This window comes from uncultured Microbulbifer sp. (assembly GCF_947489355.1).
In the GTDB taxonomy this organism is placed as follows: Bacteria; Pseudomonadota; Gammaproteobacteria; order Pseudomonadales; family Cellvibrionaceae; genus Microbulbifer.
On the sequence record NZ_CANLDD010000041.1, the window covers coordinates 1 to 15,344 of the forward strand.

The window sequence follows — 15,344 nt, forward strand, 5'->3', positions numbered from 1 at the left end:
GCCATGGAGGATGGTCTGCGCTTTGCGATTCGCGAAGGCGGGCGCACCGTCGGTGCCGGCGTGGTTGCTAAGATCATCGAATAATTTTTACGCCTGATCTTACTAAAAAGCCGCTGCGGAGACGCTGCGGCTTTTTTATTGTTTTTCTTATGGCTGCCTATTTCTGTTATTTACCTGGCTAAGGATGGCGGAGAAGGCAGGCTGTCAAGTCTTTTTGTATTTGTTGGGTGATTTATCAGGGCTTGTTTTGTTTTTGTCATGAAATAGAAAAATACTGCTGCCAAACAGCCTGTAATGTGACTTGTCTGCATTGGAATAAATAACTGATTCTCAAAATGAAGTAGAGCGGGGGTGCTATTGTAGATCTCTGCTGCAATTTTAATTGGGAGGAAAAGGAGTGTGAGGATGCATATGGTTTGCCATGGCCGGGGATCCTTGATGCCCATTAGGGCGCAATAATATAAAAAGCCGTACACGATTCCAGATAACCCTCCATAGTAGGTCATGCCAGGTTTCAAGATGATCAGTGATGTGCTGATGAGCAGAGACAGAAAAAAATAGAGTAAATATAAGTTGGGATATTTTTTTCTCTCAATCACATAGCTTACGACACAGAAAGCAATTAGATTATAAGCTAGGTGCGTGTAGGAAAAGTGCACAAAATGGCCTGTAAAAATGCGCCAGATTTCACCACTAAATACGGCACGCCTGTCGAAAATAAAGGCAGAAGCCCACTCGGGGATCATGCTTGGCAGCAGGCTTGCTAAAATGATGGCTAAATAAAATGCAGGTCGGTACATGATTACGCTTTCTTGTTACTTTGCGCCCACAACCAATAAGCAATTAAAGATAGCAAAAAGATTACCAGCATAGGATCAAGGCTGCCTCCGCCTGTATAACCAGGTTTGTGGGTTATTTGATAATCTGTGGGCAACTCTTTTACTTTATCTTTGAACAGGTCAAGTTGTATTTCAAGATTTGTGACAAGTTGCCCGCTTGCTTCTTTAAAGCTTTTTAAGCTGTCAATGCGCAGCTGCTCAGAAAGATTGATTGGGGTAGCTTTACTTTTGATGTGACTAATGCCGGGAGCTCGGAATAACATTTTACGGCTTTGAATATCATAAACCGATGCATCTAGCATTGTGTTGGTGGCATTTTTTTCTCCGGGTATCATGTAAGCTCCAACAAGTGTCCAGTAAGTGATTGATGCTAAACCCTCATCGGTAAATTGTGTTTGGTCGTATGATAGTAGCGCTATAACATCAATGCCGTACACTGTTCTAAGTTGATCCAGGTTTGCAAAGCTCCCTTTTTCTCTGAGATAGGCAGAGGGGATGATTTCTATTGATTTTACAAAGTCATGGTTTTTGAAGTTCTTGCTGACCTTATTCATCAATTCCAGTTTGTCTCTTTCTGTAAGCGTTTGACTTTTTTTATTTCCTTCAGGAACAAAAGCAATGCCAACTTTTAATGGTAAGGAAAGCCTGGGGATACCTGGGGTTTCAATGTAATCATCCTGGTCTGGATATAAATATTGTACAGCGCTGCTGCTATAGTGCGAGGATCTCATGACACCACAACTGATCAAGGTTGCACTGACAGTAATTAGGAGTGTGTAAAATAGAGTTTTTTTGAATTGCTTCATGATGAATGTATCCTGTATCTTTTTCGGCGCGTTTAGCGTTTTTAGCGTTGCCGGGGAAAGTGTGATTTGTAAGTCAGTTGTTCGTATTTTGCCCGGATAAACTGAAGGTGGGCGGGTATTCGTCAATTGCCAGCATATCGAGCAGAGATAATTTAGGGTATACAAGAACGGCATTTTTTTGCTCTCTGTTCTGAAAAGGCAGAGCCTTCCATTCAGTCTCAAAAACTGGTGCTGTCAGGATATGTTCTCCGCAACCTTGAGCCCTGCTTCTGTTCCTTCTTATACCTGATACCCCTATTTCGTTAAGCGTGTTGTTTGAGAATCCTCGGGCCGGGAAGTGGTTTCCCAGTTAGCAATGGATATTGGCTCAAAAGGCCGCTATCCCTGTCATGGTAGACCCGAAGCCAACGGAAATCATTGCCTGCTCAGTGTGCTTGTTCTATGTCAGTGTATTTTACAGAAAAGCTTAAATCAGGGGGAGCCTTAAGGCAGGTGTGAAATCCGAGCCGGGGAAGTATAAAAGGCGAGCCTCAGATGAGACCCGCTTTATGGATGCTGAACAGAAAGTCAGAAATGGTCTTTTGCCTACTAACATTTTTCATCGGGGGGATTGGTAAATACTCAGTACATGTCCATCCGGGTCTGCGAAGTCCGCTGTCAATCCGCCGTCCGGGGCGTGCTGTACCGGGGCCAGGATTTCCACATGGTGGGTAGTCAGGTGTTCCACCATGCGGTGAATCTCACTGTCGTCAACCGAAAAAACGAGAATAGGCGTACGTGCAGGTTTCTCATCCCCTTCAAAAAAGATCAGCACGGAATCACCGATATGGGCCATCAGGTGGCCGCCATCTTCTCCACGTTCTCCTTCTTCTGCGCCCGCTGCCCAGGAAGTTTTGAGCCCAAGAGTACTCTCGTAGAACTGCTGGGTGTTGTGCAGATTTTTGACAAAAAAGACAACGGCCTCGATACGCGAATTTTGCAACATAATGCTCTCCAGCTTGCGATTGGTTTAAGTCTATATCCGCCTGTCGGATACCTGTTAGTTGCCGCTGTCCGGTATTTTGTGAGCGGCTTGTCAGATTTTGGGGGTTCGCTGTTCAATCGCGGCTCGCCACTGCAGCGGCTGGGCATTCAGCACCTGGGCATCTGGCGATGGGTGACCTGTGCTATTTTTTGCTCGAATGGCTGATCGTAAAAAGGTTGCTGTCCGGGTCGGTGATACCGAAACGAAAGCTGGACAGGCGCGAGGGGCCGCGTGCCAGGGCCGCTCGCCGGAGGCCGGCCCCGGAAGGATTTGTTTTATCCAGGCGTGCGGCATAGGCTGCGGCCAGGCCCGCGGGTTCGATCCTGCTGTTTGATTGTTGTGAAGCCAGCTTCTTTCGCAGGGCGCTGAGACGTTGCCGCAGGGCGGCATCGGAAATGCTGAGTACCCTGCAGATCTCATTTTTGCTGAGCCCATTTAAAGTCAGGAGTAGAATCAAGCGCTGCCCGGTGGGCAGAGTCGGAATAGTATCTTCGTCGAATGTGCCCAAGTCGGCGTTGGATTCACCTTCGCCTGAAGGATAGCCTACTTCACGCACCTGGCGACGCTTGGCTTGGCGGGCATTCATGGCGGCGAGATTGCGCAGTACCCCGTAAAACCAGGCCGCATCCCCGGCATCTTGAATGGGTTTTCGCTGCGCCTCGACAGCGGCGAGCAGGCCTTCCTGTAGCAGGTCTTCTGCCTCGTGGCCCCGCTGGGAAAGTCGGGCGGCGGTGCGCAGCCATTGTCGGTATTGATCGACAGCCATTAGTAACCTCCATAAGTGGGGACGTAAAGGGGACGCGATGCGTTTGGCAGGGTAAGTTGTCTGCGGTTACGCCATTTTTGTTGTTTGCCCGTATGATACGGATTTTTTATGGTCTGTGAGATTGGGGCGCTTGAAAAACCGGTGCAACTGTCTGTCCCGCTTGCATCTCAGGGAGCACACCAGCCCCTTCCGGTGTCGTGTGTACGCTTTGTCTGGTCGGCGATATCAGCGGGTGCATTCGGGAAAACCCGCGGCGCTGATCAGTCAGATCAGTGGGTGGTTTTCCCTGTCGCCCTGCTATCGGGATGTAAAGAGGTCAGTTTTATGGTGGCTGAGGTGTATCCCGGGGCAGCGGCAGGCGGACAATCGACCGCTCAGTCGCCCAGAGTGGCACAATTTCGCAGCGAAGTCCCCCTGCGAGAATTTCTGGTCTCCGGGGAGGCGGGGTCATTGCTCTCCCGCTTTTCCTAGGGCCAGTCCTTGCTCAGGTCGCAGCGCGGGCAGCCCTCGAACAATTTAAGGAAGAGGGGGCCATCCATCTCCACCAGCTCCTCGTGGTCACCGGCCTCGAAATAAATGGTTTCACAGTGACTCAGGCTGCTGTCGAGCATGGTTGTAATGCCATAGGCTTGTCCCACAGGCGGCAGGGCGCCCAGCTCACAGTCGGGGAAAATTGAGCCAAGCTCATTTTCCGCTACCATCTCCAGACCGTTTCGCCCGGTTTCATCGTGTACTGCGCGCATATCCAGGCTGCTGCTTGCAGGGATAACCACCAGCACAGGGCCCTCTTCGTCCCGGAGCAGAATCGCCTTGGCAACTTGGTCTTCCCGCACGTGGGCGGCATGGGCACTCTCGCGGCTGGTGCGGCTGTGGGGGTGTTGAATCAAATGGTAATCGACCGATTGGTCATTAAGATATTGGCTCAATCTTGCGGCAATGGTCATATTGGAACCCTCCTCATTTCACTGCGGATACTCCATTGTAGTTTCGCCGGGTGAAATTTGTGCGCGTGCGCGGTTGACAGCCTCCCGCACGGACCGTAGAATTCGCGCTCCTTTTCGCCCGCCCTCGGGGCTGCGTAGAAGGACGTTCTTTATTTCTTAGTTGGAGTTTGATTCCATGCAGGGTCAACGTATCCGAATTCGCCTGAAGGCCTTTGATCACAAGCTGATCGATGCGTCTACACAGGAGATTGTAGAGACGGCCAAGCGCACCGGTGCTCAGGTACGCGGCCCAATCCCGCTGCCGACGCGCAAAGAAAAGTACACTGTGCTGATTTCTCCGCACGTTAACAAAGATGCGCGCGACCAGTACGAAATTCGTACGCACAAGCGTTTGCTGGACATTGTTGAGCCGACCGAGAAAACCGTCGATGCGCTGATGAAGCTCGATTTGGCGGCCGGTGTTGAGGTCCAGATTAGTCTCGGCTAACTTTTACTAACTACCAAATCCGAACCCCAGGCGAAAAAGGTCTGGGTAGTGTAACGCTCTGGAACTGGGCGGCCGCAGTGGGTTAAAGCCCCGTGCACTGAGAGGTTGAAAAAGATGACAACAGGTATTGTCGGCCGCAAGAGCGGCATGACTCGCATCTTCACAGAAGATGGCGTATCTATTCCGGTAACCGTAATCGAGGTTGCTCCGAATCGCGTCACCCAAGTGAAAACTGTGGAAGCTGACGGCTATGCCGCTGTCCAAGTGGCAGTGGGTAAGCGCAAGGCTTCCCGCGTCTCCAAGCCCGAAGCGGGCCACTTCGCCAAAGCCAGCGTAGAGGCTGGCACCCGTCTTTTCGAACTGCGCACTGACGATTCTGAAGAGACTTTCGAAATCGGTTCTGAAATCACTGCTTCCAGCTTCGAAGCTGGCCAGAAGATCGATGTCACCGGCACCTCCAAAGGTAAAGGTTTCCAGGGCGGTGTTAAGCGCTGGAATTTTCGCACCCAGGACGCCACTCACGGTAACTCTCTTTCCCATCGGGCACCCGGCTCTATCGGTCAGTGTCAGACTCCTGGCCGGGTATGGAAAGGTAAGAAGATGGCCGGGCATATGGGTGCTGAGCGCGTAACCGTGCAAAACCTGGAAGTTGTTCGTGTCGATGCTGAGCGTAGTTTATTGCTAGTTAAAGGTGCCGTACCCGGCGCTCCCGGTGGCAATGTAATCGTTCGTCCGGCAGTGAAAGCCTAAGTCTGGGGGAAATGGATATGGAACTGAATATCGCTACTCCCGAAGGCGCCAAAGGCACAATAGCTGTCTCTGAAGTGACTTTCGGGCGTGAATTTAATCAGGATCTGGTGCATCAGACCGTTGTCGCCTATATGGCTGGCGCACGTCAGGGCACCAAGGCGCAAAAAAATCGCTCCGCGGTTTCCGGTGGTGGCAAAAAGCCCTGGCGTCAGAAAGGCACCGGCCGTGCGCGCGCCGGTACTATTCGCAGCCCGTTGTGGCGTTCCGGTGGGGTAACCTTTGCCGCTGAGCCACGCGATCACGGCGTAAAGCTGAATAAGAAAATGTACCGCGCTGCGCTGCGCAGTATTCTGTCTGAGCTGGCTCGGCAGGAGCGCCTGGTGGTGGTGGAGTCCTTTGACGTGGATGCGCCTAAAACCAAACAGCTAGTCAGTAAGCTGGCCCAGTTTGACTTGTCCGAGGCGCTGATCGTGACCGAAGAGGTGAGCGAAAATCTCTACCTGGCCGCGCGCAATCTGCACAAGATCGACGTCCGCGATGTACAGGCAATTGATCCCGTCAGCCTGATTCGTTTTGACAAGGTCGTGGTAACCGTGGCCGCGCTCAAGAAGATTGAGGAGGTGCTGGGATGAACCAAGAGCGACTCTACAAAGTACTGCTGGGCCCGGTAATTTCCGAAAAAGCTGCAGGGTTGGCCGATAGTGCCAACCAGGTGGTTTTCAAGGTTTCCACCGATGCCGAGAAAGCGGAGATCAAGGCTGCGGTCGAGAAACTGTTTAACGTCTCCGTTGAGCAGGTTCGCACCGTGAACGTGAAAGGTAAAACCAAGCGCACTCGCAACGGCATGGGCCGTCGCAGCGACTGGAAAAAAGCCTATGTTCGCCTGGCTGAAGGCAGCGACATCAACTTTGAAGCTGCTGAGTAAAGGGGACTGTTAGCATGGCAATTGTCAAAACAAAACCGACCTCCGCGGGCCGCCGTCACCTGGTGAAGGTTGTAAACCCCGACCTGCACAAGGGGGCTCCATACGCGCCTCTGCTGGAGAGTAAAAGTAAAAGTGGTGGCCGTAACAATAATGGTCGCATCACTACCCGCCATATCGGTGGTGGTCATAAGCAGCACTACCGCGCCATCGATTTCAAGCGCAACAAAGACGGTATTCCAGCTAAAGTTGAGCGCCTGGAGTACGATCCGAACCGCAGCGCACACATCGCTCTGGTGTGTTATGCCGATGGTGAGCGCCGTTACATTATCGCGCCGAAGGGGCTCAAGGCGGGAGCCACCATTCAGTCTGGCGATGCCGCACCGATTGCGGTGGGCAATACCCTGCCTCTGCGCAATGTTCCGGTGGGTTCCGTGATCCATGCGATCGAGCTGAAGCCGGGCAAAGGTGCCCAACTGGCACGCTCTGCCGGTGCTGCCGTGCAACTGGTAGCGAGGGAAGGCCAGTATGCAACCATTCGTCTGCGCTCCGGAGAAACGCGCAAGGTGCTCGCTGAGTGCCGTGCAACCCTGGGAGAAGTGGGCAATTCTGAACATGGCCTGCGCAAGTTGGGTAAAGCCGGTGCCGCGCGCTGGCGCGGTGTTCGCCCGACTGTTCGCGGTGTGGCGATGAACCCGGTCGACCACCCGCACGGTGGTGGTGAAGGCCGTACCTCTGGTGGGCGCCACCCGGTGACGCCGTGGGGTGTGCCGACCAAAGGTAAGAAAACGCGCAAGAACAAGCGCACCGATAAGATGATTGTACGTCGCCGCGGCAAGTAAGCCCCGCGACGTCTGAGCAGCTAGAGAGGAATCGACAGTGCCACGCTCCTTAAAGAAAGGTCCCTTTATTGATCTGCATCTGATCAAAAAGGTGGAGGCGGCGATTGCAGCCAATGATCGTCGACCGATTAAAACCTGGTCCCGCCGGTCCATGATTATGCCGGAAATGGTTGGGTTGACAATTGCCGTACACAACGGTCGTCAGCACGTCCCCGTTTTGGTTAATGAGGAAATGGTTGGCCACAAGTTGGGCGAGTTCGCTGCTACCCGTACCTACCGTGGTCACACTGCGGACAAGAAAGCGAAGAAGCGCTAAGCCGAGGTTATAAAGATGGAAGTAGCAGCAAAATTACGCGGTGCACAACTATCGGCGCAAAAGGCGCGACTGGTAGCGGATCAGGTGCGCGGCAAAGGCGCTGAAGAAGCTCTGGACATCCTCGCATTCAGCAATAAAAAGGGTGCGGCGATTGTCAAGAAGATTCTGGAGTCGGCCATTGCCAATGCCGAGCACAACGAAGGTGCCGATGTTGACGAGCTGAAAGTCTCCACAATTTTTGTGGATGAAGGTATGACCATGAAGCGCATTAAACCGCGCGCGAAAGGCCGTGCCGACCGTATTCTTAAGCGTACTTGTCACATCACTGTGAAAGTGGCCGAGAAATAACAGAGCAGGCGAGAAAACCATGGGACAAAAAGTACATCCTACCGGCATTCGTCTGGGTATCGTTAAAAAGCATACTTCTGTTTGGTATGCCGGCAGTGACGAGTACGCAGACAAGCTGTACACGGATCTGAAAGTTCGCGACTACATTCGCAAAAAACTGGCCCACGCCTCTGTGAGCCGTATCGAGATCCAACGCCCGGCGAACACCGCGCGAGTGACTATTCACACTGCGCGACCGGGCATTGTGATCGGTAAAAAAGGCGAAGACGTAGAGCGTCTGCGCAAAGAGGTTAGCGCGCGAATGGGTGTGCCCGTGCACATCGACATCGCAGAGGTTCGCAAACCTGACGTGGATGCCGCCCTGGTAGCCCAGAACGTCGCTCAGCAACTGGAACGCCGCGTTATGTTCCGTCGCGCGATGAAGCGTGCGGTACAAAATGCGATGCGACAGGGCGCTCAGGGTATCAGGATACAGGTCAGCGGTCGTCTCGGTGGAGCGGAAATCGCCCGCACCGAATGGTACCGGGAGGGCCGTGTGCCTCTGCACACCCTGCGCGCCAACATCGATTATGCCACCGCCGAAGCGATGACCACTTACGGCATCATCGGTATCAAGGTGTGGATCTTTAAAGGCGAAGTCATCGGTGACGAAATACCCGATGAGAAGCCGGTGAAGAGCCGCAAGAAAGCTGCTAAATAAGGGGTACGCAGATGCTGCAACCAAAGCGTACAAAATTCCGCAAGGTACAGAAAGGCCGCAATCGTGGGCTTTCCCAGCGCGGCTCAAAAGTGAGCTTTGGCGAGTTCGGCCTGAAGTCTATCGGTCGCGGTCGCATTACCGCACGCCAGATAGAAGCGGCTCGCCGTGCAATGACCCGCCATGTAAAACGTGGTGGTAAAATCTGGATTCGCGTGTTTCCGGACAAGCCCATTACCAACAAGCCCCTCGAAGTCCGAATGGGTAAAGGTAAAGGGGGCGTTGAATATTGGGTGGCGCAGATCCAGCCGGGCAAGGTCCTCTATGAAATGGAGGGGGTGTCCGAGGAGCTGGCTCGCGAGGCTTTCGCCTTGGGCGCGGCCAAGCTGCCTGTAAAAACAACTTTCGTTAAGCGTTCGGTGATGTAATGAAGACTGCAGATCTACGCGAAAAGTCAGTTGAAGAGTTGAACCAGGAGCTTTTGAATCAACTTGAGGCTCAGTTCAAACTTCGCATGCAAAAGTCCACCGGTCAGCTGGCTCAGACCCATCTGCTGAAGCAGGCTCGTCGCGACATTGCTCGCATTAAGACTGTGTTGACCGAGAAGGCAGGTAATTAATCATGGCTGAAGCAAAACTGAAGCGCACACTCACCGGCAAAGTCGTGAGTGACAAGATGGAAAAAACCATCACCGTTTTGATCGAGCGCCGTGTTAAGCACCCGATCTACGGCAAAATTGTAAACAAGTCCACCAAGCTCAAGGCGCATGACGAGAGCAATGAATGCAATATCGGCGATGTTGTCACCATTGAGGAGTCTCGTCCGCTGTCCAAGAGCAAATCCTGGGCTTTACAGAAAATTGTAGAGCGTGCGGCGAAGGTTTAACCCCTAGCGCATTGACTGCCGAATTGAAAGGTTTCGGAGAGAGACAATGATTCAAGCGGAATCCTACTTAGAAGTAGCTGACAACAGTGGGGCTCGCCGCGTCATGTGCATCAAGGTGCTGGGCGGCTCCCATCGTCGTTATGCTGGCGTGGGTGACATTATTAAGGTGACCGTTAAGGAAGCCATCCCCCGCGGTAAAGTAAAGAAGGGTCAGGTAATGAACGCTGTTGTGGTTCGCACCAGAAAAGGTGTGCGTCGCGCAGATGGCTCCCTGATTAAATTTGACGATAACGCAGCGGTACTGCTCAACCAGCAATTGGCGCCGGTTGGCACCCGTATTTTTGGTCCGGTAACGCGCGAATTGCGCGGTGAGAAGTTCATGAAGATCATCTCGCTCGCTCCCGAAGTTATCTAGGCCTCAAGCGGAGAAGAGTTATGCGCAAGATCAAGCGTGACGACGAAGTGATCGTCATCGCCGGTCGCGACAAGGGCAAGCGTGGATCGGTACGTAAGGTATTGAACGACGGCCGCCTGATTGTTGCCGGTGTACAGATGATCAAAAAACACCAAAAGCCGAATCCCCAGTTGGGCGTTGCCGGTGGCATTGTTGAGAAAGAGTCTGCCCTGCAGGCCTCCAATGTGGCCATCTTTAACCCCAACACCCAGAAGGCTGATCGGGTGGGCTTTAAAGTTCTGGAAGACGGCAGTAAGATTCGCGTCTTCAAATCCAGCGGCGAAGCCATCTAGGGCATTAGGCGCAGAAGCAGGTTGGTAGATCATGGCAAAGCTTAAAGAGCTCTACACGAAAGAACTCGCGCCCAAGCTCAAAGAAGTGCTGGGCCTTGAGAATGTGATGGCAGTGCCGCGCATCACCAAGATCACCGTTAACATGGGTGTTGGTGAAGCGATTGGTGATAAGAAGGTGCTGGATCACGCTGTCAACGATATGACAGCAATTACTGGTCAAAAGCCCATTGTGACTAAAGCGCGCAAGTCTATTGCGGGCTTTAAAATCCGCGATGGCTGGCCGATCGGCTGCAAGGTAACGTTGCGCGGTGAGCGCATGTACGAATTCCTGGAGCGCTTGATCGACATCGCAATCCCGCGTGTCCGCGACTTCCGTGGTATCAGCCCGAAGCAGTTTGATGGTCGCGGCAATTTCTCAATGGGTGTGACCGAGCAAATTATCTTCCCGGAAATTGACTACGATAAAGTCGACAAGCTCCGCGGCCTGGATATTTGTATTACCACCACAGCGGCAAACGATGATCAAGGTCGTGCACTGCTGAAAGCGTTCAACTTCCCACTCAAGGGTTAAGAGGATTCCATGGCGAAGAAATCCATGATTGCGCGCGAGCACAAGCGCGCTCGAACCGCAGCTAAGTACGCCGCCAAGCGTCAAGAGCTGAAGGCGATCATCGCCAGTGCCACTGCTTCTGATGAGGAGCAGTGGGAGGCTCAGCTCAAGCTGCAGAAATTGCCGCGCGATGCAAGCCCGGTACGCCAGCAACGCCGCTGCCGTATCACTGGTCGCCCCCACGCTGTATACCGCAAGTTCGGCCTGTGTCGTAACAAACTGCGCGAAGCGGCAATGCGCGGTGATGTGCCCGGTCTGGTGAAATCCAGCTGGTAATGGCGAACCGGTTTTAAGCAGATTTGAGGAGCCTCAATAAATGAGTATGCAAGATCCGCTGGCAGATATGCTGACCCGCATCCGCAATGCCCTGGCGCGCGGAAAGGCGGAGGTCACCCTGCCATCATCCAAACTGAAAGTGGCGGTAGCTAAAGTCCTGAAAGGTGAAGGTTACGTCAATGACTTGAATATAAGTGAAAGCGTTAAACCGGAACTGACTATTGTCCTGAAATACTTTCAGGGCAAGCCGGTTATCGCCGAACTGGATCGCGTTTCCCGTCCGGGCCTGCGCGCTTACTCCGGTAAGAAAGCGCTGCCAACCATGCGCGGTGGTCTGGGCATCGCGATTGTTTCCACCTCCAAGGGTGTGATGACTGATCGCGCTGCGCGCCAGGCGGGTGTCGGTGGCGAAGTGCTCTGCACCGTATTCTAAACGGGGGTTAACATGTCTCGAATAGCAAATAGTCCGATAGTTGTCCCCGCAGGTGTAAGCATTGACCTGAAAGGTCAGGATATCGCGGTAAAAGGTAGTAACGGTAACCTGAGTATGGTTATTCACGGTGATGTAACAGTGAGCCAGGCAGACAGCCAGCTGACGTTCGCCGCGCGTAATAATTCCAAGCAGGCCAAGGCGCTATCAGGCACTACCCGTGCGCTGGTCAACAACATGGTTGTTGGCGTAAGCACTGGCTTTGAGAAGAAGCTGCAGTTACTGGGTGTTGGTTATCGTGCGAAAGCCGCCGGAAAAAAGGTTAACCTGACCCTGGGTTTCTCCCACCCGATCGATTATCAGTTACCGGAGGGTGTGACTGCGGAAACGCCGAGCCAGACTGAAATCGTACTGAAGAGCAGCGATAAGCAGCTGTTGGGCCAGGTGGCCGCTGAGATCCGCGCCTTCCGTCCGCCGGAGCCCTACAAAGGTAAGGGTGTCCGGTACACCGACGAGCGCGTGTATCGCAAAGAGGCCAAGAAGAAGTAAGTAGGGCATAGATATGAACGTTAAGAAAGCATCCCGCTTGCGTCGTGCACGTCGTGCCCGCGCCAAGATCCGTGAGCTACGCGCTGTTCGCCTCACCGTGAACCGCACACCGCGTCACATTTATGCACAGGTTCTGTCCGCTGAAGGCAGTACGGTACTGGCTTGTGCCTCTACCCTGGACAAGGATCTGCGCACAGGCACAACCGGTAACGTTGACGCCGCCACCGCAGTTGGCAAGCTGATTGCCGAACGCGCTAAGGCCGCCGGCGTTGAAGAGGTTGCCTTTGATCGCAGCGGCTTTAAGTACCACGGCCGTGTTAAGGCTCTGGCTGACGCTGCCCGCGAAGCCGGTCTGAAATTCTAAGGGTTGAGTTATGGCTAGAGAGAAAGAAAAAAGCAACGACGAAGGCCTGCAGGAAAAGCTGGTCCAGGTCAATCGCGTTGCCAAGACGGTGAAAGGTGGTCGTATCTTCGCCTTTACCGCACTGACTGTCGTTGGCGACGGCAACGGCCGCATTGGTTTCGGTCGAGGCAAGGCGCGGGAAGTGCCGGTTGCGATCCAGAAGGCGATGGAAGCCGCGCGCCGCAACATGGTCCAGGTAGAGCTGAATGGTGACACTATCCAGTATGCTACCAACGGCCGCCACGGCGGTTCCAAGATTTACATGCAACCCGCCTCCCAGGGTACCGGTGTTATTGCCGGCGGCGCCATGCGCTCTGTTCTGGAAATGGCCGGTGTGCACAACGTGTTGGCCAAGTGCTACGGTTCCACCAATCCGGTGAATGTCGTGCGCGCAACCTTCAAGGCGCTGGAGCAAATGCAGAGCCCTGAGGATGTGGCAGCCAAACGCAGTAAATCAGTCGAAGAGATCCTGGGCTGATCGCAGCCTCGGTTTAAGGTTATTGGTGGGTTAAGACCATGGCTAAGAAGACTATTAAAGTCACCCAGATCAAAAGTATCAATGGACGCCTGAAAAGTCATCAGGCGTGCGTTGTGGGTCTGGGCCTGCGCCGCATCGGCCACACAGTGGAAGTGGAAGACACGCCTTCCGTGCGCGGCATGATCAACAGAGTAAACTACCTAGTTCAGGTTGAGGGAGAGTAGCATGCGTTTGAACGACTTATCTCCCGTACAAGGCCACAAGCAAGCTGCCAAGCGTGTGGGTCGTGGTATCGGTAGTGGTTTGGGCAAGACCGCTGGCCGCGGCCACAAAGGTCAAAAAGCACGTTCCGGCGGCAGCGTTCGGCCCGGTTTCGAAGGCGGTCAGATGCCTTTACAAAAGCGCTTGCCGAAGTACGGTTTCACCGCGCGTGTTTCCCGTTTCACCGCGGAAATCCGTCTGGCGGAGCTGGCCAAGGTAGGAAATGATGTAATCGATTTGGCAGCGCTTAAGAATGCCGATATTATCGGCAGCCATATTAAACGCGCCAAGGTGTTTCTCTCGGGTGAGCTGACTAAAGCTGTTACCGTAAAAGGGCTGGGAGTAAGCAAGGGCGCAAAAGCGGCTATCGAAGCTGCTGGCGGTAAAATAGAAGACTAATCGAGGCGCCAATGGCACGACCAGGATCCGGTGGAAATCCCCTGGGCAACAGGAAGGGATTGGGCGAGCTTTGGGCTCGCCTTCGTTTTCTGTTCCTAGCGATTCTTGTTTACCGTTTGGGAACACATATTCCGGTGCCCGGTATTGATCCGGAAAAACTGGCAAACCTGTTTAACCAGAACCAGGGAACCATCCTTGGTCTGTTTAACATGTTCTCCGGCGGCGCCCTGGAGAGGATGAGTATTCTGGCATTGGGGATTATGCCCTATATCTCTGCCTCCATCATCATGCAGCTGATGAGTGCGGTCACCCCCTCCCTAGAGGCCTTAAAGAAGGAAGGGGAGGCAGGTAGACGCAAAATCAACCAGTACACCCGTTACTTGACGGTACTTCTGGCCCTGATACAGGGGATCGGCATGACCTTCGGGTTGGCCGGGCAGAACCTGGCTTACTCGGCCGAGCCTGCGTTTGGTTTTTACTTTGTGGCAGTCACTTCGCTGGTGACCGGCGCGGTCTTTATGATGTGGCTCGGTGAGCAGATCACTGAGCGCGGCGTCGGCAACGGTATTTCAATGCTGATTTTTGCCGGTATCGTGGCCGGCCTACCCGGTGCCATCGGCCAGGCGTTTGAACAGGCGCGGCAGGGTGAGCTACATGTTCTGATGCTGCTCATCATCGGTATCATCGGCATTGCCGTGGTGTTCTTTGTGGTAGTGATGGAGCGCGGTCAGCGTCGCATCACTATCAACCACGCCCGGCGCCAGGCGGGGCGCTACTCTGCCGCACCGGCTGCGCAGGCGAGCCACCTGCCGCTGAAGGTGAATATGGCCGGTGTTATCCCGGTGATCTTCGCCAGTAGTATCCTGCTGTTCCCGGCCACGCTGGCGCAGTGGTTTGGCCAGGGCGGCGAGGGTATTGGTGCCGAGATCCTGCAGTGGATGGCATTGCAGCTGGGGCCGGGACAGCCGCTGAATATTATCCTGTTTGCACTGCTGATTGGTTTCTTCTGCTTCTTCTATACGGCTTTGATGTTCAACCCGAATGAAGTGGCAGACAACCTGAAAAAGTCCGGCGCCTATGTGCCCGGTATCCGCCCCGGTGAGCAGACTGCCCGCTATATCGACAGTGTGCTGACCCGCCTCACTCTGGTCGGTGCTGTGTATATTGCGCTGGTATCCCTGCTACCACAGTTCCTGGTGGTTGGATTTAACGTTCCCTTCTATCTGGGGGGTACCTCGCTGCTGATCGTTGTGGTGGTAGTGATGGACTTTATGGCGCAGGTACAATCGCATCTGTTGTCGCACCAGTACGAAGGTATGATGAAAAAAGCGAATCTGCAGAGTTACGGTCGCCGTTAGTGTGCCATCTGCTCGCAGTTTGATTGAATTGAGGTAAGGTCATGAAAGTACGCGCTTCTGTAAAAAAGATCTGCCGTAACTGCAAAATCGTGCGTCGCAAGGGTGTTCTGCGGGTCATCTGCAGCGCTGAGCCACGTCACAAGCAGCGTCAAGGCTAATCTTGGGGTCAGCCCTGTGCGGAGTTGCCAATCCGGGTTTCTCTGTATA

General features: G+C 53.6%; 30 protein-coding genes. 25 read left to right on the forward strand and 5 right to left on the reverse strand.

What is annotated here, in order from left to right; all coding sequences use genetic code 11:
• On the forward strand, positions 1-84 hold an 84-nt coding region (locus tag Q1A48_RS15005; protein ID WP_206604777.1), incomplete at its 5' end, for a hypothetical protein.
• An 86-nt stretch (positions 85-170) separates the two neighbouring features.
• Here the strand turns inward: Q1A48_RS15005 and rrtA are convergent.
• The 4 genes from rrtA to Q1A48_RS15025 all read right to left on the reverse strand — a co-directional run bounded on the left by rrtA (position 171) and on the right by Q1A48_RS15025 (position 3,435).
• Positions 171-800, reverse strand: coding sequence for a rhombosortase (gene rrtA / locus Q1A48_RS15010; RefSeq protein ID WP_299946455.1), 630 nt, complete (start codon positions 798-800; stop codon positions 171-173).
• 2 nt (positions 801-802) lie between these two features.
• On the reverse strand, positions 803-1,645 hold the full coding sequence (rhlP, locus tag Q1A48_RS15015) for a rhombotarget lipoprotein (RefSeq protein ID WP_299946458.1): 843 nt from the start codon (positions 1,643-1,645) through the stop codon (positions 803-805).
• A 598-nt stretch (positions 1,646-2,243) separates the two neighbouring features.
• The gene (locus Q1A48_RS15020) at positions 2,244-2,630 is read right to left on the reverse strand and encodes a VOC family protein (protein ID WP_299946461.1); all 387 of its coding nucleotides are present in this window, start codon (positions 2,628-2,630) and stop codon (positions 2,244-2,246) included.
• Positions 2,631-2,811: 181 nt separating this feature from the next.
• On the reverse strand, positions 2,812-3,435 hold the full coding sequence (locus tag Q1A48_RS15025) for a sigma-70 family RNA polymerase sigma factor (protein WP_299946464.1): 624 nt from the start codon (positions 3,433-3,435) through the stop codon (positions 2,812-2,814).
• 108 nt (positions 3,436-3,543) lie between these two features.
• On the opposite strand from Q1A48_RS15025, the gene Q1A48_RS15030 reads away from it, so the two are divergent.
• Positions 3,544-3,906, forward strand: coding sequence for a hypothetical protein (locus Q1A48_RS15030; protein ID WP_299946467.1), 363 nt, complete (start codon positions 3,544-3,546; stop codon positions 3,904-3,906).
• On the opposite strand, the gene Q1A48_RS15035 is transcribed toward Q1A48_RS15030, so the two are convergent.
• Complete coding sequence (locus Q1A48_RS15035; RefSeq protein WP_299946470.1) at positions 3,903-4,379, reverse strand: aminoacyl-tRNA deacylase; 477 nt, start codon at positions 4,377-4,379, stop codon at positions 3,903-3,905. The two genes, Q1A48_RS15030 and Q1A48_RS15035, sit on opposite strands and share 4 nt — an antisense overlap.
• 175 nt (positions 4,380-4,554) lie before the next feature.
• On the opposite strand from Q1A48_RS15035, the gene rpsJ reads away from it, so the two are divergent.
• The 23 genes from rpsJ to rpmJ all read left to right on the forward strand — a co-directional run bounded on the left by rpsJ (position 4,555) and on the right by rpmJ (position 15,295).
• The gene (gene rpsJ / locus Q1A48_RS15040) at positions 4,555-4,866 is read left to right on the forward strand and encodes a 30S ribosomal protein S10 (protein WP_010133849.1); all 312 of its coding nucleotides are present in this window, start codon (positions 4,555-4,557) and stop codon (positions 4,864-4,866) included.
• 114 nt (positions 4,867-4,980) lie between these two features.
• On the forward strand, positions 4,981-5,616 hold the full coding sequence (gene rplC, locus Q1A48_RS15045; protein WP_299946476.1) for a 50S ribosomal protein L3: 636 nt from the start codon (positions 4,981-4,983) through the stop codon (positions 5,614-5,616).
• 17 nt (positions 5,617-5,633) lie between these two features.
• Positions 5,634-6,248, forward strand: coding sequence for a 50S ribosomal protein L4 (gene rplD, locus Q1A48_RS15050; RefSeq protein ID WP_299946478.1), 615 nt, complete (start codon positions 5,634-5,636; stop codon positions 6,246-6,248).
• Positions 6,245-6,541, forward strand: a complete 297-nt coding sequence (gene rplW / locus Q1A48_RS15055) for a 50S ribosomal protein L23 (RefSeq protein WP_299584113.1) — start codon at positions 6,245-6,247, stop codon at positions 6,539-6,541. Before rplD ends, rplW begins: the two co-directional genes overlap by 4 nt.
• A gap of 14 nt (positions 6,542-6,555) precedes the next feature.
• Positions 6,556-7,380: a 50S ribosomal protein L2 gene (gene rplB / locus Q1A48_RS15060; protein WP_299946480.1), complete on the forward strand. Its 825-nt coding sequence runs from the start codon at positions 6,556-6,558 to the stop codon at positions 7,378-7,380.
• 37 nt (positions 7,381-7,417) lie between these two features.
• Positions 7,418-7,696, forward strand: a complete 279-nt coding sequence (gene rpsS, locus Q1A48_RS15065; RefSeq protein WP_299946482.1) for a 30S ribosomal protein S19 — start codon at positions 7,418-7,420, stop codon at positions 7,694-7,696.
• 15 nt (positions 7,697-7,711) lie between these two features.
• Complete coding sequence (gene rplV, locus Q1A48_RS15070) at positions 7,712-8,044, forward strand: 50S ribosomal protein L22 (RefSeq protein ID WP_299946484.1); 333 nt, start codon at positions 7,712-7,714, stop codon at positions 8,042-8,044.
• 19 nt (positions 8,045-8,063) lie between these two features.
• A complete protein-coding gene (gene rpsC / locus Q1A48_RS15075; protein WP_299946486.1) occupies positions 8,064-8,744 on the forward strand; it encodes a 30S ribosomal protein S3 in 681 nt (226 codons plus the stop codon).
• Between the two features lie 11 nt (positions 8,745-8,755).
• Positions 8,756-9,169: a 50S ribosomal protein L16 gene (gene rplP / locus Q1A48_RS15080; RefSeq protein ID WP_299946488.1), complete on the forward strand. Its 414-nt coding sequence runs from the start codon at positions 8,756-8,758 to the stop codon at positions 9,167-9,169.
• Complete coding sequence (rpmC, locus tag Q1A48_RS15085; protein ID WP_299946490.1) at positions 9,169-9,360, forward strand: 50S ribosomal protein L29; 192 nt, start codon at positions 9,169-9,171, stop codon at positions 9,358-9,360. Before rplP ends, rpmC begins: the two co-directional genes overlap by 1 nt.
• Before the next feature lie 2 nt (positions 9,361-9,362).
• Positions 9,363-9,626, forward strand: coding sequence for a 30S ribosomal protein S17 (rpsQ, locus tag Q1A48_RS15090; protein WP_299946492.1), 264 nt, complete (start codon positions 9,363-9,365; stop codon positions 9,624-9,626).
• A gap of 46 nt (positions 9,627-9,672) precedes the next feature.
• Entirely contained in the window at positions 9,673-10,041 is a 369-nt protein-coding gene (gene rplN, locus Q1A48_RS15095) for a 50S ribosomal protein L14 (protein ID WP_143729420.1), read from the forward strand.
• 20 nt (positions 10,042-10,061) lie between these two features.
• Positions 10,062-10,373, forward strand: coding sequence for a 50S ribosomal protein L24 (rplX, locus tag Q1A48_RS15100; RefSeq protein ID WP_299946496.1), 312 nt, complete (start codon positions 10,062-10,064; stop codon positions 10,371-10,373).
• Between the two features lie 31 nt (positions 10,374-10,404).
• The gene (rplE, locus tag Q1A48_RS15105; protein ID WP_299946499.1) at positions 10,405-10,944 is read left to right on the forward strand and encodes a 50S ribosomal protein L5; all 540 of its coding nucleotides are present in this window, start codon (positions 10,405-10,407) and stop codon (positions 10,942-10,944) included.
• Between the two features lie 9 nt (positions 10,945-10,953).
• A complete protein-coding gene (gene rpsN / locus Q1A48_RS15110) occupies positions 10,954-11,259 on the forward strand; it encodes a 30S ribosomal protein S14 (RefSeq protein WP_299946501.1) in 306 nt (101 codons plus the stop codon).
• Positions 11,260-11,299: 40 nt separating this feature from the next.
• Positions 11,300-11,692 carry a 30S ribosomal protein S8 gene (rpsH, locus tag Q1A48_RS15115; RefSeq protein WP_299946505.1) on the forward strand — a complete coding sequence of 131 codons (393 nt, stop codon included), beginning with the start codon at positions 11,300-11,302 and terminating at the stop codon, positions 11,690-11,692.
• A gap of 12 nt (positions 11,693-11,704) precedes the next feature.
• A complete protein-coding gene (rplF, locus tag Q1A48_RS15120) occupies positions 11,705-12,238 on the forward strand; it encodes a 50S ribosomal protein L6 (RefSeq protein ID WP_299946508.1) in 534 nt (177 codons plus the stop codon).
• A 13-nt stretch (positions 12,239-12,251) separates the two neighbouring features.
• Positions 12,252-12,602, forward strand: a complete 351-nt coding sequence (gene rplR / locus Q1A48_RS15125) for a 50S ribosomal protein L18 (RefSeq protein WP_299946511.1) — start codon at positions 12,252-12,254, stop codon at positions 12,600-12,602.
• A gap of 10 nt (positions 12,603-12,612) precedes the next feature.
• Positions 12,613-13,119, forward strand: coding sequence for a 30S ribosomal protein S5 (rpsE, locus tag Q1A48_RS15130; protein ID WP_299946512.1), 507 nt, complete (start codon positions 12,613-12,615; stop codon positions 13,117-13,119).
• 38 nt (positions 13,120-13,157) lie between these two features.
• Positions 13,158-13,343, forward strand: a complete 186-nt coding sequence (gene rpmD, locus Q1A48_RS15135) for a 50S ribosomal protein L30 (protein WP_299946515.1) — start codon at positions 13,158-13,160, stop codon at positions 13,341-13,343.
• A 1-nt stretch (position 13,344) separates the two neighbouring features.
• Complete coding sequence (gene rplO, locus Q1A48_RS15140) at positions 13,345-13,779, forward strand: 50S ribosomal protein L15 (RefSeq protein WP_299946517.1); 435 nt, start codon at positions 13,345-13,347, stop codon at positions 13,777-13,779.
• Positions 13,780-13,790: 11 nt separating this feature from the next.
• On the forward strand, positions 13,791-15,137 hold the full coding sequence (gene secY, locus Q1A48_RS15145; RefSeq protein WP_299946518.1) for a preprotein translocase subunit SecY: 1,347 nt from the start codon (positions 13,791-13,793) through the stop codon (positions 15,135-15,137).
• A gap of 41 nt (positions 15,138-15,178) precedes the next feature.
• Entirely contained in the window at positions 15,179-15,295 is a 117-nt protein-coding gene (gene rpmJ / locus Q1A48_RS15150) for a 50S ribosomal protein L36 (RefSeq protein WP_010133825.1), read from the forward strand.
• The last annotated feature ends 49 nt before the right edge of the window (positions 15,296-15,344 follow it).